Raw genomic sequence first — 22,400 nt, forward strand, 5'->3', positions numbered from 1 at the left:
GCGGGCGGCCACTATGGACACAGAGGCGACCAACTGGCAACATGATCTGAATAGCAAGAACCGGACATGGTAAAAAGGGTTCCGATGGGGGAAGCGGTTAAGTGGGAGTTTTTCGAGGTTCTGGAACCCGCAAGCCAGAGGATACCCTTCGTTTTCAACTCGCCGCATAGCGGCCGGCATTATCCCCAGTTCTTTCTCGACCAGTCGCGCCTTGATCCGCATTCCATCCGCCGCTCCGAAGACCATTTCGTCGATGAACTGTTTCGCAGCGCCACGTTTCTGGGGGCGCCCTTGCTTCGGGCGCATTTCCCGCGCGCCTTCCTGGACGTAAACCGCGAACCCTACGAACTCGACCCGCGCATGTTCGATGGCGCCTTGCCGCCGCACGCCAATATCAGTTCGATGCGTGTTGCCGGCGGCCTTGGCACCGTGCCGCGCCTCGTCGCCGAGAATATGGAAATATATCGTGGCCGTTTTCCGGTCGAGCAGGCGCTCGAGCGCATCGAGACGATCTACAAGCCCTATCATGCGACGCTCAGAAAGCTGATCGCCCGCACCCATGTCGAGTTCGGGATGTCGATCCTCATTGACTGCCACTCGATGCCGGGCAACGTGCATCTGCCGGGAAGCGGCCATCGCCCGGACTTCATTATCGGCGATCGCTACGGAACGAGTGCGGCGGCGGAACTGTCCCGGGTGGCGGTGGAGCTTCTGGAACAGCTCGGCTACGCGGTCGCGCGCAACAAGCCCTATGCCGGCGGCTTCATCACGGAACATTACGGCCGACCGACGCGTGGACTGCATGCGCTGCAGATCGAAATCAACCGCGGCCTCTATGTCGACGAGGCAACCCTGATCAAAAAGCCGGGATTTGCGGCACTCGAGGCCGACCTCGCAACCTTTATCGCGGCGCTCGCGCGGCACGTCGAGGATTTCGCCGCCTATCTGCCGCTTGCCGCGGAATAGCAACGCCAAAGGGCTTTTGTGTGCCCGGCGGCGCAACGCTGCTCAAAAAGAACCGCGCCAGCGGCGCGGTCAAGTCTAGGGAGGAAACACCCAAGGAGGGTATTTGCAGCCACGAGTGACTGCAGAAAAACTGTAATGCTGCGCTGCACAATTGTCAAGATTCGAAGACGCAGACTTTCGTATCGGTACGGAGCGCCGTCTTCCGGCGTGCCTCACGGAAGCGGCAGCCGACGTCGGTCCGTTGCCTTTCGCTGAATTTCGTCTATTCAGGTCGAACCTCCTTCCTCGCAGAGAGCGACATGCTGCCCGACCGTACCTTCTTCGACCGTCTCGCCGACGCCGCCAAGGCCGAAACCATGCCGCGCTTCCGGGTCGGCACGAGTGTTCTCAACAAGCTCGAAGGCGGCTTCGACCCGGTGACGGAAGCCGACAGATCGGCGGAGGCCTCGATCCGCGCTTTGATCGAGAGCAGCTTTCCGGAACACGGCATTCTCGGCGAAGAGCACGGCAATATCGGCCTCGACCGCGAGCTCGTCTGGGTCATCGACCCGATCGACGGGACCCGTGCATTCATCTCCGGCCTGCCGGTGTGGGGCACGCTGATCGGCCTCTACCGGAACGGCAAGGCCGTCATGGGGCTTATGGATCAGCCCTTCACCGGCGAGCGATTTTTCGCCGACGGCGAGAAGGCGCTCTATCGGGGACCCGACGGAGAGAGGGTGCTCGCCACGCGGCCCTGCCGTGCGCTTTCGGATGCCGTCCTGTTCACGACATCCCCGCACCTCTACACGGGCGAGCTCAAGGAACGCTTCGAGGCATTGCAGGAGAAGGTGCGGCTCTTCCGCTACGGCTGCGACTGCTATGCCTTCGCGCTGCTCGCAGCCGGCCATGTCGATCTCGTCGTGGAATGCGGCCTGAAGCCCTACGACGTCGGCGGGCTCATTCCGCTGATCGAGCAGGCGGGCGGAATCATCACCGACTGGAAGGGCGGGCCGGCGGAAATGGGCGGCGAAATCATAGCTGCCGGCAGCCGCGAATTGCATGCGCAGGCGCTTGAGGCCCTCAAGGGCCGGGGTTAAGCCTCTTCCAACTGTCGCGGCAGGGACGCGGGATCCTCGGCGTCGGCGCCCGGCAGGAAGGCCAGGATCGCGGCCAGCGCCTGGGCACGATAGCGGTCGGCCTCCTGCAGGAGCTCGTGCCGCGCGCCGTCGATCGGGATCAGATGCCCCGCACGGAAATTGCTGGCCAGCCGCTCGACCGGTAGATACGGCACGAGCTTATCGGCCGTCGGGGCGAGTATGACGGCGGGTATGGTGATCCTCGTCAGATGTTCGTGCTTGAGGACGCGCCGGATCGTTTTGAAAGCTTCGCTCAGCCAGCGGGCCGTCGGCGGTCCGACCCGCAATTGCGGACGCGCATCGATGAGCGCCAGGTTGCGAGCGTAGCGCCGCTCGTCCGCGGTCAGCACATTGCCCTTGAAAGGGGTACGGTTGCCTTTGTCGGCGCTCAGCGGCAGCCTCCCGAGGCCGATCCAGCGCATGGCCGTCGCGATCGCCCCGATACCCCGTTCGCCGATCGCCTGACCGCCCAGGCCGACGAAGGGGGCAAGCAGCACCATCCGGTCGATCCGGCTCGCGAGCATGGGAGCGAGCGACAGGGCGACGAGCGCTCCCATGGAATGGGCGACGATCGAGAAGGGCAGGCGGGTGTCGGGCAGGACGATCTCGTCGAGGAAAATAGTCAGATCGCGCTCGTAATCGGTGAAATCCTCCACATGGCCGTGGGTCCAGTGCGGCGACAGCCGTTCGGAACCGCCCTGTCCGCGCCAGTCGAAGGTCGCGACCCAGAAACCGGCGGCCACGAGATCGCCGATCGTTTCGAAATATTTCTCGATCGACTCGTTGCGACCCTGCAGCAGGACGATGGTGCCGCGAATGACCGGGGCCTTCGACCTGAACACCGCGTAGCGGATCTTACGGTTGCCGGCTCCGTCGAAAAAGCCCACCACGGGATCGCCCGGCATCGGATTTTCCGGCATCGAATGAAGGAGCGTGGTCATGGGGAGCGGGCCAGAAGGAACATGCAGATAGGGATAGGCGGCGGCCCGCCACCCGTCAAAGAAAAAAGCCGGAAACGGTGGATGAAATCCGGACGATCACCGTTTCCGGCCGCTGAAGGGAGAAGGGACATGTCACTTCAGCCCTGGGAAGACCCAGTGTCTCCTTTCTACTCCACGGCGGCTGAACGGCGGCCGAACCCGTCGTTCATCCATTGTTCAGGAAGCGCCGGCGGCATCCCTCTTGAACTCGCGCGCGGGCATTCCCATGTCTTCTCCGCGGGCGCCGAAGAAGGGTCCGTTCACCGGTCGAGCCACAGCCGGAACGGGGTGGCAGGCCAGACATCGCAACCGTTGCTCTTATGGAGGACGACATCATGCGTCACTTTGATTTTTCTCCCCTCTACCGCTCGACTGTCGGCTTCGACCGTCTGTTCACCATGCTGGATAGCCTTGGTCAGCCGGATCAGTCGCAGACTTATCCGCCTTACAACATCGAACGCACCGGCGAAAACGCCTATCGCATCACCATGGCCGTTGCCGGTTTCGACGAAAGCGAGCTTTCGGTCGAAGCGCGTGAAAACACGCTGACGATCAAGGGCGAAAAGAGCGAAGAAAAGGGTGAGGAAACCCAGTTTCTCCATCGCGGCATAGCCAAGCGCGCCTTCGAGCGCCGCTTTCAGCTTGCCGACCACGTCGAGATCAAGTCCGCTTCGCTGAAGAACGGCCTGCTCCACGTCGATCTTCTGCGCAATATCCCGGAAACGGCCAAGCCGCGCCGCATCGAGATCACCGCGGCGGCTTCGCAGCCGAAGCAGATCGAGGCGCAGACCGCCTAGAGCGCTTCCCTGTTTCATGGAAGCATTGAAAGGCTCTAAAGTCTTTGAAGCTGCGCACTAATGAAAAGACGGCGTCCAAAGGGCGCCGTCTTCGTTTTGCGGGGATGCCCGTGACGGGCCGTCAGTTCTTCACCGTATCTTCCAGGAAAAATCGGCCGAGCGGATTCTGGTAGAAATTCTCGATGTTCTTGCGCGAAACGTTGAGATAGGGGCTGTAGTAAAGGTCGATCCAGTGGACGTCGTCCTTCGCCGTCTTCTGGATTTCGACATACATGGCCTCGCGCTTCGCCGGATCGAGTTCCAGACGTGCCGCTGCGACAAGCTCCTTCACTTTCTCGCTGTTGTAGCGGGTCATATAGTTCATATTGGTGTCATGGCCGAGCACGAAGGTGGTCTTCTGGTCCGGATCGAGGACGTCGTTCGTCCAGTACATCACCGAGATATCGTAGTCCCCGGCGACGAGCATGTCCCAGCTCTGGCTCGCGTCGACCTTCTGCAGATTGACCGTGACGCCCGCCTTTGCAAACTGCTGCTGCAGCAGCACGGCGATCTGCTCGTCGACCTCGTTGCCCGCGTTTACGACATAGTTCAGCGTCAGGTCCGATGCCCCCGCCTCGGCCAGCATCGCCTTGGCCTTCTCCGGATCGTAAGGATACTGGTAGTTGGCGTCGTAGTGATAGAGCGAGCCCTTTGGGATGTAGGAATTTGCGACCGTGCCGATGCCGAAGGTGACCGTGTCGACGATCGCCTTCTTGTCGATCGCCATATCCAGGGCCTGGCGCACTTCCTTTTTGGCAAGCATGCCGTGCTCATGGTTGATGAGCAGATGGTCTTCGCGGGTCGAGGTATCGATGTGGACCGTGAGGTTCGGGTCCTTCTTCAATTCCTCGACGCGCGAGAACGGAACGAAGATCGCCGTGTCGAGCTGGCCGGCCTGGACGTTCAGCATGCGCGTGTTGTCGTCCGGAACGGAAATCCATTCGACGCCGTCTAGTTTCACACGATCCGCCTGCCAGAAGTTCGGATTCTTTTCGAGGATGACCCGGTCGCCGCGCCGCCATTCCTTGACGGTGAACGCGCCGGACGATGCCGTTGGCAGTTCGGCGAAGGCGTCCTCGCCAGCCTCGACGGCTTTCTTGGAAAGCACCGAGACGTTCGGAAGGGCAAGCGTCGACAGGAAGGGGGCGGAGGGCGTCTTCAGCTTGACGACCAGTGTCTTCGGATCGGCCGCCTCGGCGGTTTCGACGATCTTGTAGCTGTCGCTCCACAGAGAGCCTTCGTGGTCGCGTATGCGCAGCAAGCTGAAGGCGGCATCCTCGGCCGTTATCGGCGAGCCGTCCGAGAACTTCGCGTCGCGGATCTTGAACGTGTAGGTCAGGCCGTCGTCGGAAAGGGTCCAGCTTTCGGCGAGGCCGGGCTCCAGCTTGGTGCCGGTCTTGTCTACGCGGACAAGCACGTCGAAGACGTTGGAGAACACCCAGTTGTCGACGTTCTGGGCCGACTTGATCGGATCGAAAGTCGTCGAATCTTCGCGGCGGCCGATGGAGAGGATACCGGCGGCCTCCGCATAACCGGCACTGAGCATAAGGGCGGCTGCGAAAGCGGCCCGGCCGATATTGTTCCACCTTTTGATCATTGTTTGTTCCCTTCGTTATTGTGGCAGGCGTTTGACGGACAGGATCGGTTCCACTGGCGCCGCATCGGTAGGGCCGAGCAACGACCTGTCGGGATCGATGTCGGGGATCGCGGCGATCAATGCGGCGGTGTAGGGATGTTTCGGCCGGGAGAAGACGTCCTCGGAGCGGCCCTCCTCGACGATCTCTCCGCGATGCATCACCACGGTGCGTTCGCACAGATTGCGCACGATCGCGAGGTCGTGGGCGATGAAGATCAGCGTGAGGTTAAGGTCGCGGGCGAGCTTGCGGAAGAGGTCGACGATCTGCGCCTGGATCGTGACATCGAGTGCTGCGACGCATTCGTCGGCGATGATCAGCTTCGGATCGACGGCAAGCGCACGGGCGATGCCCGCCCTCTGGCACTGGCCGCCGCTCATGCTGCGCGGCTTGCGGTGGGCGAATTCGCGCTCGAGGCCGACAAGGTCCAGCAGCTCGCCGATGCGTGCCGGAATGTCGGCTCCGCCGATCTTTTTCTGCACTCTCAGAACTTCAGCAAGAGTCTGGCCGATGGTCAGACGCGGGTTCAGTGCATTGAACGGATCCTGAAAGACCATGGCAGACTCGTGTCGCAGCCTGGCGAGACCCGCACCCCTCTGCTGAGAAAGATCGATACCGTCGAAGCTGACGCGACCGGCGGAAATCGGCGTCAGGCCCAGCATGGCGCGGGCAAGCGTACTCTTGCCGCTGCCGGATTCGCCGACGATACCGACCGTTTCGCCGGGCATGATCTGCAGGTTGATCCCTGAAACGGCGCTGACGGTCCTGGCGTTCTTACCCCAGAAAAGACTGCCGCCCGACGGGAAGCGCACATGCAGGTCATCGATCTCCAGAAGGGGCCTTGTCGTTCCATGCAAGGGCGTTGGGAGACTGATGGCGGGGGGCACCGCATCAGGCATGGATGGATGGCTGTGGATGAGGCGAACCGTGTACGGGTCCTGCGGTGCGGACAGGATCGTCCGTTTAGGACCCTGTTCCAGCAGCTTTCCGCCGCGCATCACGGCAATGCGGTCGCAGGTCTGCGCCACGATGCCGAGATCATGGGTGATGAGAATGATCGACAGGCCGCGTCTGTCGCGGATGTCCATCAGGAGTTTCAGGATCTGCGCCTGGATCGTGACGTCGAGCGCGGTGGTCGGTTCGTCGGCTATGAGGATTTGCGGATTGCAGGACAGGGCCACACCGATCATGGCCCGCTGACGCATGCCGCCGGAAAGCTCGTGCGGGTAGCTGTCGTACTGGCGGGCGGGGTCAGGGAAGCCGACCTGCCCCAGTATCTCGACCGCTGCCGCCCGCGCATCGCGGCCGCTCAGGCCCTGATGGTAGCGGATGCCCTCGGCGATCTGGTCGCCGATGCGCATGACCGGGTCGAGGTGGCTGGTCGGGTTCTGGAAGATCATGCCGATCTCGGCGCCGCGTACCTCCAGCATCTCGGCGTCGGTGACGGCAGTGAGGTCGCGCTCTGCGAGGAGAACCGCACCGCCTTCGATCTTCAGCAAGGATGATGGCAGGAGGCGAACCAGCGCGCGGCAGAGCAGGCTCTTGCCCGATCCGCTTTCGCCGACGAGGCCGAGGATCTCGCCCTTGGCCAGGTCGAGCGAGACTCCATCCAGCAGCGTGCGCGTCTCTCCCTGGAGATGCGCCTTCACGGTCAGGTCGCGGACAGACAGGACCGAGACGCTCATTCGTGCACTCCGAGCAAATCTCCGAGCGCGTCGCCCAGCATGCTGAAGCCGAAGGCAAGGCAGACGATGGAAAGGCCGGGAAACAGCGTGATCCACCAGGCCGTGGTGATGAAGCTCTGGCCCTCCGCGACCATAATGCCCCATTCGGCGACCGGCGGCTGGACGCCGAGACCGAGATAGCTGACGGCCGCCCCGCTCAGCAGCACCAGGACGGCATCCGACATGGCAAAGACGATCGAGCCGGCAATGGCATTGGGCAGCAAGTGCCGGAACATGATGCGGAAGCGGCCGAAACCAAGGCTGACGGCGGCCACCGCATAGTCGCTGTTCTTCAGAACGAGAATCTGTGCCCGGATCAATCGGGCATAGGAAACCCATCCGACCAGCGCCATGGCGATATAGAAGCTGCCGAGGCCCGGGCCCAGAATGGCGATTATCGACAGCATCAATACGAGGAATGGAAAGGCGAGGATAATGTCGACGAGGCGCATGAACAGCGCGTCGACAATGCCGCCGAAGAAGCCGGCGACGGTGCCGACGATCGTTCCTATGACGAAGGGGAAGGCGACGCCGATCAAGGCGATCTGCAGGTCGATGCGTGTGCCCCAGATGACGCGTGAAAGAAGGTCGCGGCCGAAGTTGTCGGTGCCGAACGGATGCAGAAGCGACGGCGGCTGCAAGCGGGCTGCGCCGTTCTGCAGGATCGGGTCATAGGGGGCGAGGACGGGTGCGCCGATCGCCACCAGCAGGAAAAACAGCAGGATTCCCGCGCCAATGACGAGGGCCGGCCTCCGGCCGAAGAGCAACCGCCAGCCGGCCGGCGACGAGGACACCGTACCGGCGCTCACAGTTTCACCCGCGGATCGACGGCGACGGTGACGATGTCGGCGACGAAATTGACGAGCACAGTGGCGCAGGCAAACACCATGGCGACACCCTGCACGACCATGTAATCGCGCGAGAAGATGGCGCGTACCAGCAATTGTCCCATGCCCGGCAGGGCAAAGACGCTTTCGACCACGACCGTGCCGCCGATCAGCCAGCCGATGTTGACCGCCAGAAGGTTGATGGTCGGCACCAGCGAATTCGGAACGACATGCCGCCAGAAGACGATGCGCTCAGGCATGCCGCGCGCGCGGGCGGCTGTCGCCACGTCTGACTTCAGGGACTCGATCATTGCCGCGCGCAGGCTGCGAACCAGCACCGTCGACAGAGAAAGAGCGACCGTCAGGCTCGGCAGGATCAGATGGGCGAGCTTGTCACCGAAGGTCGCCCCGTAGCCGGACACCGGCAGCAGATCCAGCTTGACGCTGAAAAGGATCATCAGCATCAGGCCGAGCCAGAACGGCGGAAAGCCGATGCCGAAAGTGGAAACAATCCGGACGATATGGTCCGGCGCCCTGCCGGAGTTACGCGCTGCAAGCGCCGCCATGGGCACGGCGATGAGAACCGCCAGAACGACGCTCGACAGCACGAGCGCGACGGTCGGCTCGATACGGGTGGCGATAAGCTTCAGGACATCGATCTTGTAGAGGATCGACTTGCCCATCTCGCCATCGGCGAGATTCTTCAAAAAGTAGAAATATTGCTGCCACATAGGCTCGTCGAGGCCGTACTGGGCGCGGATCTTGGCGATGGCCGAAGGGGTGGCGCGGGCTCCGAGCAGATTGCGCGCCGGATCGCCGGGGATGAGCCGCACCAGAATGAAGGTTATGATGCTGATCCCGAAGATGACCGGCAGGAACTGCAACGGCCGAGTGAGGACGAACCTATAGCGATGCATGGCGATGCGCGCGCCTCCGTCTCGTTCGGATGTCTCTCGCCATGTTTTGCATCAATTCGGCCTGTGCCGCGACAGGAAATCGATCAGCGCAGGATAATAGTCCGCCGGGTTCTCGTAAAACGGCATGTGGCTTGCATTGGCGAAAACCCTGAGCTCGGCATCCGGGATGGCGAGCTTCATCTTCAACGCGCAGGCCGGCGTGAGCTCGTCGTGTTCTCCCGTGGTGATCAGCGTCGGAACCTTGATCCCGGGGAGGTCGGGAATGCGGTTCCAGTCCTTGAGATTGCCGATATAGAGAAACTCGTTCGGGCCCTGCATCGTGCCGTAAGGACCCATGTTCCAGTCGTCCAGGGACCGGCGTACCGGTGCGGGCCATTCCGGCAGGCGGCAGACATGGCGATAGTTCAGGATGGTAATGGCAGCCAAATATTCGGGATGATCGTATGTGCCCTGCGCCTCGTGCTTCTGCATCATGGCGACGGTCTCCGGGCCGAGGGCGGCGCGCAGCCGCTCAAGCTCGGTGACGAGGTGCGGCATGTCGGCGACCGTATCCTCCAGGATCAGCGTCTGCAGGTTTTCCGGGTATGTCAGCGCGTAGTCGATCGCCAGCCAGCCGCCCCAGGAATGGCCGAGCATGTGCACCTTGCCGAGCCCCAGCGCCTTGCGAACCGTTTCGGTTTCCTCGACATATCGGCCGATCGTCCAGAGCGAAGGATTGGTCGGGCGGTCGGAGGCGCCGGTGCCGAGCTGATCGAAGGCGACGACGCGATAGCCCTTGTCGATGAGGCACGAATGGGCCTCGCGCAGATAGTCACAGGGGAGTCCCGGCCCGCCATTCAGGCAGAACAAGGTCTCCGGGCCCGAACCGAAGCTGTAGGCCACCACCTTGTAGCCATCGACTTCGATTTCGTGTCGCGCCTCCGGCTCGATATCACGCCACATTGACCGCCCCGGCAAAGAAACTGCTTGCTCAATATTTGAGCACGGCTAAATTTTATCCGAAAGGCCAACCGGCGCCCAGCTATAAGAAGTGATAGGTTGGCGAGTGACCGGGACCGGAGACAAGGATGTTTGACGAACTCGGGACGATCAGGAACCAGTTCACCGCGCACGACACGCTGGATGGCCGTATAGACCAGGTGTTCGAGGCGATGAAGGCGATCGGCTTCGAGGCGCTGATCTACGATTATACGCCGGTGCCCCGCGATCTCGACGGTACCATCATGGTCCCGTCGCTGCTGAAACTTCGCAACATCTCGGAGGATATGCACGACTACTGGTTCGATCGCGGCTATTTCCGCATCGATCCCGTGCAGCAGGTGGCGCTGCGCACGTCAACTCCGTTCTTTTGGAACTATGATCCCGATGCGGACACGCTGATCAGACGCTTCATGAGCGATGATACGGCGCCCGTCGCCCGCTATCTGAGCGAACGGGACATGTCGACCGGCGTCACCGTGCCGGTCCACATGCCGCGCGGCGACTATGCGACGGTCACGGGTGTGCGTTTCGGCGGCAACCGGGCATTCGAGCGGCATGCGCTGCGGTACATCGCCGATTTCAACCTGCTTGCCCATGTGTTTCACGAGGCGGCCTATTCGCTGTTCGACGCGCAGGCCTTCAACGCCGGCACCGCGAGGCTGACGGAGCGGGAGCGCGAATGCCTCCGCCATTCCGCCGAGGGTCACTCGGCCAAGGAAATTTCGCGCATCATCCACCGTTCTGTGCCGACCGTGGTCATGCATCTCAACGCCGCGGCCAAGAAACTCGGCGCTAAGAACCGTACCCAGGCGGTTGTCCGCGCCACGCACTACCGGCTGCTCGAAGAGCGCCCATCCTATAACTTGTGATAGCTGCCACGGCTTGAAGCCCCGCGTTATGTTCCCTCCGTTGTCCGTCAGACATGGAGATGCATGTGGCCGCCGTCGCGTCGAAGGAAGCCTTCCTGCCCTTTCGCGAGTACCAGACCTGGTATCGCATCACCGGTTCGCTCGACAGCGGCAAGCTGCCGCTGGTCGTTGCCCACGGCGGACCGGGCTGCACCCACGACTACGTCGATTCCTTCAAGGGGATCAGCGAGATCGACGGACGCGCGGTCATTCACTACGACCAGCTCGGCAACGGCAACTCCACGCGCCTTCCGGACAAGGGCCCGGATTTCTGGACACCTGACCTGTTCCTCGGGGAACTCGACGCGCTGCTGAAGCATCTGGGCATCCAGGATCGCTATGCCTTTCTCGGACAGTCCTGGGGCGGCATGCTGGGTGCGGAACACGCGGTTCTGAAGCCCACGGGTCTGAAGGCGCTCGTCATCGCCAATTCGCCGGCCAACATGCATACCTGGGTGGCGGAAGCCAATCGCCTGCGCGGGGAACTGCCGAAGGCGGTTCAGGATACGTTGCTCAGGCATGAGCAGGCCGGGACGATTACCGATCCGGAATACATCGCCGCCTCGCGCGTCTTCTACGACCGCCATGTCTGCCGCGTCACGCCGTGGCCTGCGGAAGTCGCGCGCACCTTTGCGATCATGGACGAGGACAATACGGTCTATCGCAACATGAACGGCCCGACCGAGTTCCACGTAATAGGCACGATGAAGGACTGGACGATCGAGGACCGGCTGATGCGGATCGAAGCGCCGACCCTTTTGATTTCCGGAAAATACGACGAGGCCACGCCGCTCGTCGTCAAGCCGTATGTGGATCGCGTGAAGGGCTGCGAATGGGTGCTGTTCGAGCATTCCAGCCACATGCCGCATGTGGAGGAGAAGGACTTGTGCCTGGAAACGGTCTCTCGTTTCCTGTCATCCCACGATACCGACGCTTGATAAGACGACGCGCCGTTTCGTTCATGCTCTTCAGGTGGGCGTAGCCGGGACGGCGGTTCCCTCGAGCTCTGCCGCCTTGGCGGCATAGCGCTGGGCAATGACCGCACAGGCCATCAACTGGATCTGATGGAACAACATGACCGGCAGGACGATCATGCCGATGTTCTGTCCGGCGAAGATCGCGCTTGCCATCGGAATGCCGCTCGCCAGGCTCTTCTTCGATCCGCAGAAGGTGATGGCGATTTCGTCCGCGCGGTCGAAGCCGAGAAGCCGGCTGCCGAATGTGGTGGCCGCCAGAATAAGCGCGAGGAGAGCAATCTCGATTACCGTCAAAACGGTGAGGTCCGTCAGGGTGAAGGACTGCCAGAGGCCTGCCGTGACGGCCTGGCTGAAAGCCAGATAGACGACCATCAGGATCGAACCGCGGTCGACCGGTGCGAGCAGTTTCTTGCGGGCGCGAATCCAGCCGCCGATCCAGGGCTGCAGGATCTGGCCTGCGACGAAGGGCGCAAGCAGCTGGAGGAGGATCTGTTCGATCGCGTCGAGCGATACGCCGCCATGTCCGCCGGCCGAGAAGATGACGCCGACGAGAAGCGGCGTCAGGAACACGCCCAGGATGTTGGATGCCGACGCCGCGCAGACGGCTGCCGGAACATTGCCGCCGGCCATCGACGTGAACGCGATCGACGACTGTACCGTCGAAGGCAGAACGCAGAGGAAAAGGATGCCGGTATAGAGCGACGGCGGCAGGATCCATGACGGGACGAAACCCACCAGGAGGCCGATGAGCGGGAAAAGGGCGAAAGTCGAAAAGAGAATCGCCAGGTGCAGCCGCCAATGCAGGAAACCGGCAATGACGACCTCGCGCGAAAGCCGTGCGCCGTGGAGAAAGAAGATGAGGCCGACGCCAAGCTTCGTCGCGATGGCGAACCAGGCCGCGGCGGCTCCGTCGATGGGCAACACCGCTGCGAGAGCGACGGTCAGCATCAGGAGGATGGTAAAGGTGTCGGGGAGATAACGGCGCATGGTGCTTGCCGTGTAAGCCCATCCGGAAGCCGGATGCAAGCACTAGATCACGATGTTTTCAGATCGGGTCGACGAAAAACATGAACGCGATCGCTTCCGAGAAGTTGAGACGCGGGATGCGGGCGGAAAACCGCACGCACTTTTCCTCATCCCGCTCCATCGGTCGCGATGCGTGTCGCATTCAAGCGATTTCATGCGGCGCGCTTCGACATCTGCCATGCATCAGCAGGCGGCGACGAAGCGGTCGACGTCCTCGGCGCGGGTGGCGAAGCTGGTGACCAGGCGATAGAGACCTTCGTCTTCCGCGAGGTTGCCTTCGAGATCGTGCGGCACTTCCCAATCGTAGAAAAGGGCGCCCTGCCGCTGCAGCCGGCCGGCGGCCTCCCGCTTCAGGACGACGAAGACTTCGTTGGCATCGGGCGCCCAGGCGAGCCGGCTCCCGGCCGAAGCGGTGATGCCGTCGGCGAGGTGCTGCGCCATCGCGTTGGCGTGGCGCGCGAGATCGAGCCAGAGATCTCCGGCGAAATAGGCGTCGAACTGGGCGGCGACGAAGCGCGACTTGGAGAAGAGCTGAGCCGAGCGCTTGCGCAGGAAGTGCATCTCCTGTGCCTTCGAAAGGTCGAAGAGCACCAGCGCCTCGGCGCACCAGCAGCCGTTCTTCGTTCCGCCGAAGGAGAGCAGATCGACCCCACGCTTCCAGGTCATCTCGGCCGGTGTCGTCCCAAGGCTGACCAGGGCATTGGCGAAACGAGCGCCATCCATGTGCAGCGGTATTTTATGAGACCGGGCGATCGAGGCGATCGTTTCGATCTGGTCGAGCGAATAGACGGTGCCGCTCTCGGTCGCCTGCGTCACCGTCACCGCCATCGGCTGACCGCCATGGACGTTCTCCTTCGGAAACCGCCGAATTTCGGCCTCGAGCTTCGCCGGCTCCATCTTGCCGCGGGCGCCCTCGACCGGGCACAGCCTCGCGCCGTGCGAAAAGAACTCCGGCGCGCCGCACTCGTCGACGTTCACATGCGCTTCGCGATGGCAGAAAGCGATTCCGCCCGCCCGATTGGCGCTCGAAAGTGCAAGGGAGTTTGCGGCGGTTCCGGTGCCCACGAAGAATACCGCGACCTCCCTCTCGAAAATCTCCGAAAAGCGCTGTTCCACCTTCCGATCGAGCTCGCTCGTGCCGTAGGCGGAAGCATAGCCCTGCGCATTCGTGACCAGACTTTCGGCGATCGCCGGATGGGCGCCGGCCCAGTTGTCGGAGGAGAAGATCATCTGAAGTTTACCCTGTTTACATCGAGCCACGCCGTGCGGAGAGGCGCGCCGGCGCGACCATAGCCGAGTCCCGTCGGCAAGCAAACGGCTGCGCTCGACTGTGCCTGCCTTGTAGTGCCAACCGGAGACCAGTTTGAAACCAAAGTAAAGAAAGTGCGGGATACGGGTAATTAAATTTCAAACCCGGGTAATTTCCGGCAATGTTCGGCAAAATCTCTCACATTATTTGCGGCCGAGGCCCTTGCGAAGGAGGGCGGTTTCTGGCATAGAGCGCATGAAATAGGACAGGTTTGCTGTCCTATTTCGGTCTAGGGGCCGGAACAATCGCCGGAAGCACCGTGAAAAGCGGCAGCCGGCGTGAAGCGCGAGGGGGTTTCGCCGGATTTCATCCGGTCGTTATTCCTTGGCGTCAGGATGGTCGCGGACATCGGTGCCTGACGCGGCCGCGCTTCATTTGCGACCTGATCAGGATCATGCGACGATAATGCCCGGCTTGCCGCCGTGCGAAAAGCGCCATGCGGCAACTGCGTGCGGGCCGCGTTATGCCCGGAATTCCCGGGTTCAACAGGAGGGAAAAGATGACGGATCATTCGCCATCACGACAGATTGGGCTCAACCTCGCACAAGACGCTGCGACGGCTGTGAAAACGCCCGCATTCCCCTCCGGCCTGCCGCGAAAACAGGGGCTGTACGATCCACGAAACGAACATGACGCCTGCGGCGTCGGCTTCGTAGCCCATCTCAAGGGCGAGAAGTCGCATCAGATCGTGCGCGACGGCCTCTTCATGCTCGAAAACCTGACCCATCGCGGAGCGGTCGGTGCCGACCCGCTGATGGGCGACGGCGCGGGCATTCTGGTCCAGATCCCCGACCGCTTCTTCCGCGAGGAGATGGCGAAGCAGGGCGTCACCCTGCCGAAGGCGGGCGAATATGCCGTCGGCTATCTCTTCATGCCGCGCGATGAGAAGCTCATTGCCCATTTCAAGGAGGTGATCAGTGAAGTCGTGGCCGAGGAAGGGCAGATAATGCTCGGCTTCCGCGACGTGCCGGTCGATAATTCGTCTCTCTCCAAGGCGCCCGACATCGCCGCGACCGAGCCGCACCATGTCCAGGTGTTCATCGGCGCTGGCCGGGAGGCCGCGAGCAGCGATGAATTCGAACGGCGGCTGTTCACGCTTCGCAAGGTGATCTCCAACCGCATCTATGCGGAAGCCGATGGTGGCGATCTCGGCTTCTATATCGTGTCGCTGTCGACCACCACCATCGTCTACAAGGGCATGTTCCTCGCCTACCAGGTGGGTGCCTATTACAAGGACCTCGCCGACGAGCGCTTCCAGTCGGCCGTCGCACTCGTGCACCAGCGCTTCTCGACCAACACCTTCCCGTCCTGGAAGCTCGCGCATCCCTATCGGATGGTTGCGCATAACGGCGAGATCAACACGCTGCGCGGCAACGTCAACTGGATGGCCGCACGGCAGGCTTCCGTTTCCTCGCCGCTCTTCGGCGACGACATTTCCAAGCTCTGGCCGATCTCCTATGAAGGGCAGTCGGACACGGCCTGTTTCGACAATGCGCTCGAATTCCTCGTGCGCGGCGGTTATTCGCTCTCGCATGCCGTCATGATGCTGATCCCCGAGGCCTGGGCCGGCAACCAGCTCATGTCGCCTGAGCGCAAGGCCTTCTACGAATATCATGCGGCGCTGATGGAGCCGTGGGACGGACCGGCGGCGGTCGCCTTCACCGACGGCCGCCAGATCGGCGCCACGCTCGACCGCAACGGCCTGCGCCCGGCGCGCTACATCGTCACCAGCGACGACCGCGTCATCATGGCGTCGGAGGCCGGCGTGCTGCCGGTCGCCGAAGACAAGATCGTCAAGAAATGGCGGCTGCAGCCCGGCAAGATGCTGCTGATCGACATGGAAGAGGGGCGTATCATCTCCGACGAGGAGGTGAAGTCGTCGCTCGCCGGCAAGCATCCCTATCGCCAATGGCTCGACAACACCCAGCTGATCCTCGAAGAACTGAAGCCGGTCGAGCCGCGGGCGCTGCGGCGCGACGTGTCGCTGATCGACCGCCAGCAGGCCTTCGGTTACACCCATGAGGACACGAAGCTCCTGATGTCGCCGATGGCGACGACCGGTCAGGAGGCGATCGGATCCATGGGCACCGACACGCCGATCTCGGCCATGTCCGACAAGCCGAAGCTGCTCTACACCTATTTCAAGCAGAACTTCGCGCAGGTCACCAACCCGCCGATCGATCCGATCCGCGAGGAACTGGTGATGAGCCTCGTCTCCTTCATCGGCCCGCGCCCGAACATCCTCGACCACGAGGGCATGGCGCATGCGAAGCGGCTGGAAGTCCGCCAGCCGATCCTGACCAATGGCGACCTCGAGAAGATCCGCTCGATCGGCCACACCGAAGACCGCTTCGACACGAAGACGCTCGATTTCACCTATGACATTTCGCGCGGTGCCGAAGGCATGCTGGAAATGCTCGATCGTCTCTGCGAAAGGGCGGAAGCGGCAGTCAAGGGCGGCTACAACATCATCGTGCTTTCCGACCGGCAGATCGGTCCCGATCGCGTGGCGATCCCGGCGCTGCTCGCGACCGCGGCCGTCCATCACCACCTGATTCGCAAGGGTCTGCGCACCTCGGTCGGCCTCGTCGTCGAGTCGGGCGAACCGCGCGAAATTCATCATTTCTGCCTGCTCGCCGGCTACGGCGCGGAAGCGATCAACCCCTATCTCGCCTTCGACACGCTCGTCGACATGCACAAGCGCGGAGAGTTTCCGAAGGAAGTCGACGAGAAGGAAGTCGTCTACCGCTACATCAAGGCGGTCGGCAAAGGCATCCTCAAGGTCATGTCCAAAATGGGCATTTCCACCTACCAGTCCTATTGCGGCGCGCAGATATTCGACGCCGTCGGCCTTTCGTCCGCGCTGGTCGGCAGGTACTTCTTCGGTACTGCGACGACGATCGAAGGCATCGGCCTTGAGGAGATCGCTGCCGAAACCGTGGCGCGTCACAAGGCGGCCTTCGGAAGCGATCCGGTGCTTGCCAATACGCTCGACATCGGCGGCGAATATGCCTTCCGGATGCGCGGCGAAAGCCATGCCTGGACGCCGGACGCCATCGCCTCGCTGCAGCATGCCGTGCGCGGCAATGCCGAGGACCGCTATCGCGAATTCTCGGCGACGATGAACGAGTCGGCGAGCCGCATGAACACGATCCGTGGGCTCTTCACGATCAAGGGGGCCGAGGCGGCCGGCCGCAAGCCGATCCCGATCGAGGAGGTCGAGCCGGCTGCGGAGATCGTCAAGCGCTTCTCGACGGGCGCCATGTCCTTCGGCTCGATCAGCCGCGAGGCGCATACGACGCTCGCGGTCGCGATGAACCGGATCGGCGGCAAGTCCAACACCGGCGAAGGCGGCGAGGAGAGCGATCGCTACCTGCCGCTGCCGGACGGCTCGACGAACCCCGAACGGTCGGCGATCAAGCAGATCGCCTCCGGCCGCTTCGGCGTCACCACCGAATATCTGGTCAATGCCGACGTTCTGCAGATCAAGGTGGCGCAGGGCGCAAAGCCCGGCGAAGGCGGCCAGCTGCCGGGTCACAAGGTAGATGCGACCGTCGCCAAGACGCGGCATTCGACACCGGGTGTCGGCCTGATCTCGCCGCCGCCGCATCATGACATCTATTCGATCGAGGATCTGGCGCAGCTGATCTACGACCTGAAGAACGTCAATCCGGAGGCCGATGTCTCGGTCAAGCTGGTATCGGAAGTGGGTGTCGGCACCGTTGCGGCCGGCGTGGCCAAGGCACGCGCCGATCACATCACCATTGCCGGCTTCGACGGCGGCACCGGCGCTTCGCCGCTGACCTCGCTGAAGCATGCGGGTAGTCCGTGGGAGATCGGCCTTGCCGAAACGCAGCAGACGCTGGTGCTCAACGGTCTGCGCTCCCGCATCGCGCTGCAGGTCGACGGCGGCCTGAAGACCGGCCGTGACGTCGTCATCGGAGCGCTGCTCGGCGCCGACGAATTCGGCTTCGCGACCGCGCCGCTGATCGCGGCCGGCTGCATCATGATGCGCAAGTGTCACCTGAACACCTGTCCCGTCGGCGTCGCCACCCAGGATCCGGTGCTCCGGAAGCGCTTCAAGGGGACGCCGGAGCATGTCGTCAACTACTTCTTCTTCGTTGCGGAGGAAGTGCGCGAGATCCTCGCATCGCTTGGCGCCAGAAAGCTCGACGACATCATCGGAGCCTCGGATCTGCTCGACCGCGACCGGATGATCGAGCACTGGAAGGCGAGGGGCCTCGACTTCTCGAAGATCTTCCACAAGGTGGAGGCTCCGAAGGAAGCCACCTATTGGACGGAGCGCCAGAACCATCCGATCGACGACATTCTCGACCGCAGGCTGATCGAGAAGGCGAAACTCGCGCTCGAGACCAAGGTGCCGGTCGCCTTCGAAGCCGGGATCAGGAACGTCGACCGTTCGGCCGGCGCGATGCTTTCGGGCGCGCTTGCCAAGCGCTGGGGCCACAAGGGGCTGAAGGACGATACGATCCACGTGACCCTCAAGGGCACGGCTGGCCAGTCCTTCGGGGCGTTCCTCGCCCGCGGCATCACCTTCGATCTCGTCGGAGACGGCAACGACTATGTCGGCAAGGGCCTCTCGGGCGGGCGCATCATCGTCCGGCCGCCGGAGAACGCTCGGATCGTGCCGCACCAGTCGATCATCGTCGGCAACACCGTGCTTTACGGCGCGATTTCCGGAGAGTGCTACTTCAACGGCGTCGCCGGTGAACGCTTTGCCGTGCGCAATTCCGGTGCGATCGCGGTCGTGGAAGGCGTCGGCGATCACGGCTGCGAATACATGACCGGCGGCGTCGTCGTCGTTCTCGGCGGCACGGGCCGCAACTTCGCGGCCGGCATGTCGGGCGGTGTCGCTTACGTGCTCGACGAGGAGGGCGACTTCGCCCGGCGCTGCAACATGGCCATGGTCGAACTGCAGCCGGTTCCGGAGGAGGACGACATGCTGGAGAAGCTGCATCACCACGGCGGCGACCTCATGCACAAGGGCATGGTGGACGTCTCGGGCGACATGACGCGCCACGACGAGGAGCGCCTCTACCAGCTCATCTCGAACCACCTGCACTATACGGGTTCGGTCCGCGCCAAGGAGATCCTCGATCGCTGGGCGGACTACCGGCCGAAGTTCCGCAAGGTGATGCCGGTAGAGTACCGCCGCGCGCTCGAGGACATGGAGCGCATGAAGATGGCTGAAGCGGCCGAGTAACCGGCCCTCGTGAATACGGCTCCCGGCCCGCCCGGGTCAGGGGCCATCACGCGCGCTCGAGCGCGCCTGTTGAGATTGAAGATGTCAGGATCATAAGATGGGCAAGGTTACTGGGTTTTTGGAGATCGACCGGCAGGTGGCGAAGTACCAGCCGGCATCCGACCGCATCCGCCATTTCCGCGAATTCACCATTCCGATGTCCGATCAGGAAGTGCAGAAGCAGTCCGCTCGCTGCATGGACTGCGGCATTCCCTATTGTCACGGGCCGACGGGGTGCCCGGTGCACAACCAGATCCCGGACTGGAACGACCTCGTCTATAACGGCAATTGGGACGAGGCGATCCGCAACCTGCACTCGACCAACAACTTCCCGGAATTTACCGGCCGCGTCTGCCCGGCGCCCTGCGAGGAAGCCTGCACGCTGAACCTCGAAGACGTGCCGGTGGCGATCAAGACGGTCGAGCAGGCGATTGCCGACAAGGCCTATGAGATGGGCTATATCGTGCCGCAGCCGGCCGTGACCAAGACCGGCAAGAAGGTTGCGGTCATCGGCTCCGGGCCCGCCGGCATGGCGGCTGCCCAGCAACTGGCGCGCGCCGGCCACGAGGTGCATGTCTACGAACGCGAGTCCAAGCCCGGCGGGCTGCTGCGCTACGGCATTCCCGATTTCAAGATGGAGAAGAACTTCATCGACCGTCGTGTCGAGCAGATGCGGGGCGAGGGCGTGACCTTCCATTGCGGCGTCAATGTCGGTGTCGATGTCGCGGTGCAAAAGCTCGTCGATGAAAACGACGCCGTGCTCTATTGCGGCGGCTCCGAGACGCCGCGCGACGCCGGCATCCCCGGCGTGGAGTTCGTCGGCGTGCACGACGCCATGCCTTATCTGGTACAGCAGAACCGTCGTGTCGGCCGCGAGAACATCGACAGCGTGGGCTGGCCGTCCGAGCCGATCCTCGCCGGCGGCAAGCACGTCGTCGTCGTCGGCGGCGGCGACACGGCATCCGACTGTGTCGGGACCGCCTTCCGCCAGGGCGCCGTCAAGGTGACACAGCTCGATATTCGTCCGCAACCGCCCGAGAAGGAAGACAAGCTTGCGGTCTGGCCCTTCTGGGCGACGAAGATGCGCACCTCCTCCAGCCAGGCCGAGGGTGCGGTTCGCGAGTTCCAGGTCGCGACGCTCGAATTTGTCGGCGACGAGGACGGCAATCTCACCGGCGTCAAATGCTGTCAGGTCGACGAGCGCCGCAAGCCGATCGCCGGTACCGAGTTCATCATCAAGGCCGATCTCGCCTTCATCGCCATCGGTTTCCGCGGGCCCTTCGCAGACAGCGTCCTCAAGGATCTCGGCGACAAGCTGACGGTCAACACCGACCGCCGCGGTTCGACCAATGTCGTCGCCAACGAGCGCGACTACAGGACTTCGGTCGACAAATTGTGGGCGGCGGGCGACATTCGCCGCGGCCAGTCGCTCGTCGTATGGGCTATCCGCGAGGGCCGGCAGGCGGCGCGCGCGATCGACGAGGCGCTGATGGGCTCGACGGTGCTGCCGCGGTAGGGCCAGTCCTCGCCGGGCCCGGCAGGCGAATGGGGGGCAAAAGCGGAGTTCCCGGAGCCCCGCATTTCCGCATCAACGGGTAGAACTGCCCGGCGGCCCCTGCTTCGTCAGCCGGAAATCGTCGATACGTCCGGCCGGGGCGACGACCACCTCGCCCTTTTCGATGAGCCGGTCGCGCGGGCTCTTGCCCGTGCTCTTGAGGGGCGTGTCGCCGCCGAGAAGGGCGGTCGCTCCATCGAGTTCGGGATCGATCAGGCTGATCGGCTGCGTCTTGATGATATCTTCGTTGGCAAGCGGCTTGCTGACGACCAGGTCCTTCAGGCCTTCCGCACCCGGAACGTCCGTGGTCGCTGCCGCTTCGCCCAATAGCTTGCGAATGTCCTTTTCGACATAGAAGGCCAGTTTGCGCTTTCCGGCCTTCGTCAGGTTGATGCCGTCAGAACCCCTGAGGCGGACCTGCTGCCCGTTGATGTCGGAGCCGGTCAGGACGAACTTTCCCCCTTCATCGACGAAGCCGTCCCAGATGTCGATGAACTGGCCGCCGACCTTCTCCACCTCTTCGCGGTAGATTCCGTTGAACGTCACCATGTCGGCGGTCATGGACGTCGATTGGAAGGGCGGCATTCCGACCCAGAGGACCGGAAGATTGTCCTTGCGCGCAAGCGTCGCCAGTGCATTGACGCGCTTGCGGTATTCTTCCGTCCAGGCGTCGGTCCGGAACTTCTCCTGCACGTCGCCGATCCGCATCATCTGGCGATCATTGGCGCCGAGGCTCACGACGATGACGGCGGGCTTGAGTTCCGCGATGGCGTCCGGCAGCGCCTTGGGCCAGTCGAAATAGTCGTCGCGGACGATACCCGAGGAGCCGTTGGCGCGCGTCTCGATCACGATGCCGGGCGTGGTTTCGAACGCGACCTTCAAACCGTCGCCAAGGCTGCCGGCAACGAAGTCTCCGACGACCAGGACCTTCTTGGCGTCCGGAGATTTCTCCACGACGACCGGCGCGGGCGGCGGTGCCGCGGCGGGCCGCGGCTTGGCCCGGCTCGGGCGCGACTGCCGTGGCTCCGATGGTTGCGCTCGGCGCTTCTGTATGCGCTGCGGCCGCGGCTGGCGCCGAAGATCGTACTGATCCTCGTAATAGACGCGCCTTTGCGGCGTGAAGACGCCGAAGAGCCTTTGCAGCACGTTGCGTCGTGGCACCCGCTCCTGCGCCTCGGCCACAGTGGCAAAGAAACCGGCGGCGACCATCGCCGCAGCGCCGACCAAGACGGGAGCCAGCCGAAGCAAACGCGAAAACAGTCCCTTCCCGCGGTATCGGATCGTCAGCATGATCATTTCACCGTCGAATGGCAGACATTCCCGCAACCATACGCCAGATCACGGCGATTGGCACCGTTTGATCGGGAATCGCCGTGATG

General features: G+C 62.9%; 17 protein-coding genes. 7 read left to right on the forward strand and 10 right to left on the reverse strand.

Annotated features, from left to right (window positions below):
* The first annotated feature begins 84 nt into the window (after positions 1-84).
* Together ACFHWW_RS08365 and hisN are read left to right on the forward strand one after the other, a co-directional pair.
* Positions 85-966 carry an N-formylglutamate amidohydrolase gene (locus ACFHWW_RS08365; protein ID WP_020487499.1) on the forward strand — a complete coding sequence of 294 codons (882 nt, stop codon included), beginning with the start codon at positions 85-87 and terminating at the stop codon, positions 964-966.
* Between the two features lie 299 nt (positions 967-1,265).
* The gene (gene hisN / locus ACFHWW_RS08370) at positions 1,266-2,045 is read left to right on the forward strand and encodes a histidinol-phosphatase (RefSeq protein WP_100672918.1); all 780 of its coding nucleotides are present in this window, start codon (positions 1,266-1,268) and stop codon (positions 2,043-2,045) included.
* Here hisN and ACFHWW_RS08375 read toward each other — a convergent pair.
* Positions 2,042-3,025 (reverse strand): alpha/beta fold hydrolase, encoded by a 984-nt coding sequence (locus ACFHWW_RS08375; protein WP_100672919.1) that lies wholly within the window; start codon positions 3,023-3,025, stop codon positions 2,042-2,044. The genes hisN and ACFHWW_RS08375 overlap by 4 nt on opposite strands.
* Positions 3,026-3,399: 374 nt before the next feature.
* Here ACFHWW_RS08375 and ACFHWW_RS08380 point away from each other — a divergent pair, with 374 nt between their 5' ends.
* Complete coding sequence (locus tag ACFHWW_RS08380) at positions 3,400-3,861, forward strand: Hsp20 family protein (RefSeq protein WP_003531141.1); 462 nt, start codon at positions 3,400-3,402, stop codon at positions 3,859-3,861.
* 121 nt (positions 3,862-3,982) lie between these two features.
* On the opposite strand, the gene ACFHWW_RS08385 is transcribed toward ACFHWW_RS08380, so the two are convergent.
* From ACFHWW_RS08385 to ACFHWW_RS08405, 5 genes are read right to left on the reverse strand one after another with little or no spacing between them, the layout of a single operon-like run.
* Positions 3,983-5,497, reverse strand: a complete 1,515-nt coding sequence (locus ACFHWW_RS08385; protein ID WP_018096757.1) for an ABC transporter substrate-binding protein — start codon at positions 5,495-5,497, stop codon at positions 3,983-3,985.
* Between the two features lie 15 nt (positions 5,498-5,512).
* Entirely contained in the window at positions 5,513-7,219 is a 1,707-nt protein-coding gene (locus ACFHWW_RS08390; protein WP_275599912.1) for an ABC transporter ATP-binding protein, read from the reverse strand.
* Positions 7,216-8,067: an ABC transporter permease gene (locus ACFHWW_RS08395; protein WP_379937968.1), complete on the reverse strand. Its 852-nt coding sequence runs from the start codon at positions 8,065-8,067 to the stop codon at positions 7,216-7,218. The genes ACFHWW_RS08390 and ACFHWW_RS08395 overlap by 4 nt, the downstream gene beginning before the upstream one ends.
* On the reverse strand, positions 8,064-9,002 hold the full coding sequence (locus tag ACFHWW_RS08400) for an ABC transporter permease (protein WP_018096760.1): 939 nt from the start codon (positions 9,000-9,002) through the stop codon (positions 8,064-8,066). Before ACFHWW_RS08400 ends, ACFHWW_RS08395 begins: the two co-directional genes overlap by 4 nt.
* A gap of 51 nt (positions 9,003-9,053) precedes the next feature.
* Positions 9,054-9,944, reverse strand: a complete 891-nt coding sequence (locus ACFHWW_RS08405) for a proline iminopeptidase-family hydrolase (protein ID WP_275597347.1) — start codon at positions 9,942-9,944, stop codon at positions 9,054-9,056.
* Between the two features lie 125 nt (positions 9,945-10,069).
* Here ACFHWW_RS08405 and ACFHWW_RS08410 point away from each other — a divergent pair, with 125 nt between their 5' ends.
* Entirely contained in the window at positions 10,070-10,852 is a 783-nt protein-coding gene (locus ACFHWW_RS08410) for a LuxR family transcriptional regulator (RefSeq protein ID WP_018096762.1), read from the forward strand.
* Positions 10,853-10,905: 53 nt separating this feature from the next.
* Positions 10,906-11,829 carry a proline iminopeptidase-family hydrolase gene (locus tag ACFHWW_RS08415; RefSeq protein ID WP_033057556.1) on the forward strand — a complete coding sequence of 308 codons (924 nt, stop codon included), beginning with the start codon at positions 10,906-10,908 and terminating at the stop codon, positions 11,827-11,829.
* A gap of 30 nt (positions 11,830-11,859) precedes the next feature.
* Here the strand turns inward: ACFHWW_RS08415 and ACFHWW_RS08420 are convergent, their stop codons facing one another.
* Genes ACFHWW_RS08420 through ACFHWW_RS08430 form a run of 3 tightly spaced genes read right to left on the reverse strand, consistent with a single transcriptional unit; the run spans position 11,860 to position 14,124 of the window.
* Positions 11,860-12,855 carry a bile acid:sodium symporter family protein gene (locus ACFHWW_RS08420; protein WP_379937969.1) on the reverse strand — a complete coding sequence of 332 codons (996 nt, stop codon included), beginning with the start codon at positions 12,853-12,855 and terminating at the stop codon, positions 11,860-11,862.
* Between the two features lie 58 nt (positions 12,856-12,913).
* On the reverse strand, positions 12,914-13,036 hold the full coding sequence (locus ACFHWW_RS08425; protein ID WP_379937970.1) for a hypothetical protein: 123 nt from the start codon (positions 13,034-13,036) through the stop codon (positions 12,914-12,916).
* 41 nt (positions 13,037-13,077) lie between these two features.
* Complete coding sequence (locus ACFHWW_RS08430; protein WP_379937971.1) at positions 13,078-14,124, reverse strand: threonine aldolase family protein; 1,047 nt, start codon at positions 14,122-14,124, stop codon at positions 13,078-13,080.
* A gap of 578 nt (positions 14,125-14,702) precedes the next feature.
* On the opposite strand from ACFHWW_RS08430, the gene gltB reads away from it, so the two are divergent.
* Both gltB and ACFHWW_RS08440 read left to right on the forward strand, forming a co-directional pair.
* Positions 14,703-19,427, forward strand: a complete 4,725-nt coding sequence (gltB, locus tag ACFHWW_RS08435) for a glutamate synthase large subunit (RefSeq protein WP_379937972.1) — start codon at positions 14,703-14,705, stop codon at positions 19,425-19,427.
* Between the two features lie 97 nt (positions 19,428-19,524).
* Positions 19,525-20,982 (forward strand): glutamate synthase subunit beta, encoded by a 1,458-nt coding sequence (locus ACFHWW_RS08440; protein WP_018096768.1) that lies wholly within the window; start codon positions 19,525-19,527, stop codon positions 20,980-20,982.
* Positions 20,983-21,054: 72 nt separating this feature from the next.
* Here ACFHWW_RS08440 and ACFHWW_RS08445 read toward each other — a convergent pair whose 3' ends face one another.
* The gene (locus ACFHWW_RS08445) at positions 21,055-22,317 is read right to left on the reverse strand and encodes a DUF459 domain-containing protein (RefSeq protein ID WP_379937973.1); all 1,263 of its coding nucleotides are present in this window, start codon (positions 22,315-22,317) and stop codon (positions 21,055-21,057) included.
* Positions 22,318-22,400 lie beyond the last annotated feature (83 nt).

This window comes from Sinorhizobium sp. P24N7 (assembly GCF_042436655.1).
Classification (GTDB): domain Bacteria; phylum Pseudomonadota; class Alphaproteobacteria; order Rhizobiales; family Rhizobiaceae; genus Sinorhizobium; species Sinorhizobium meliloti_A.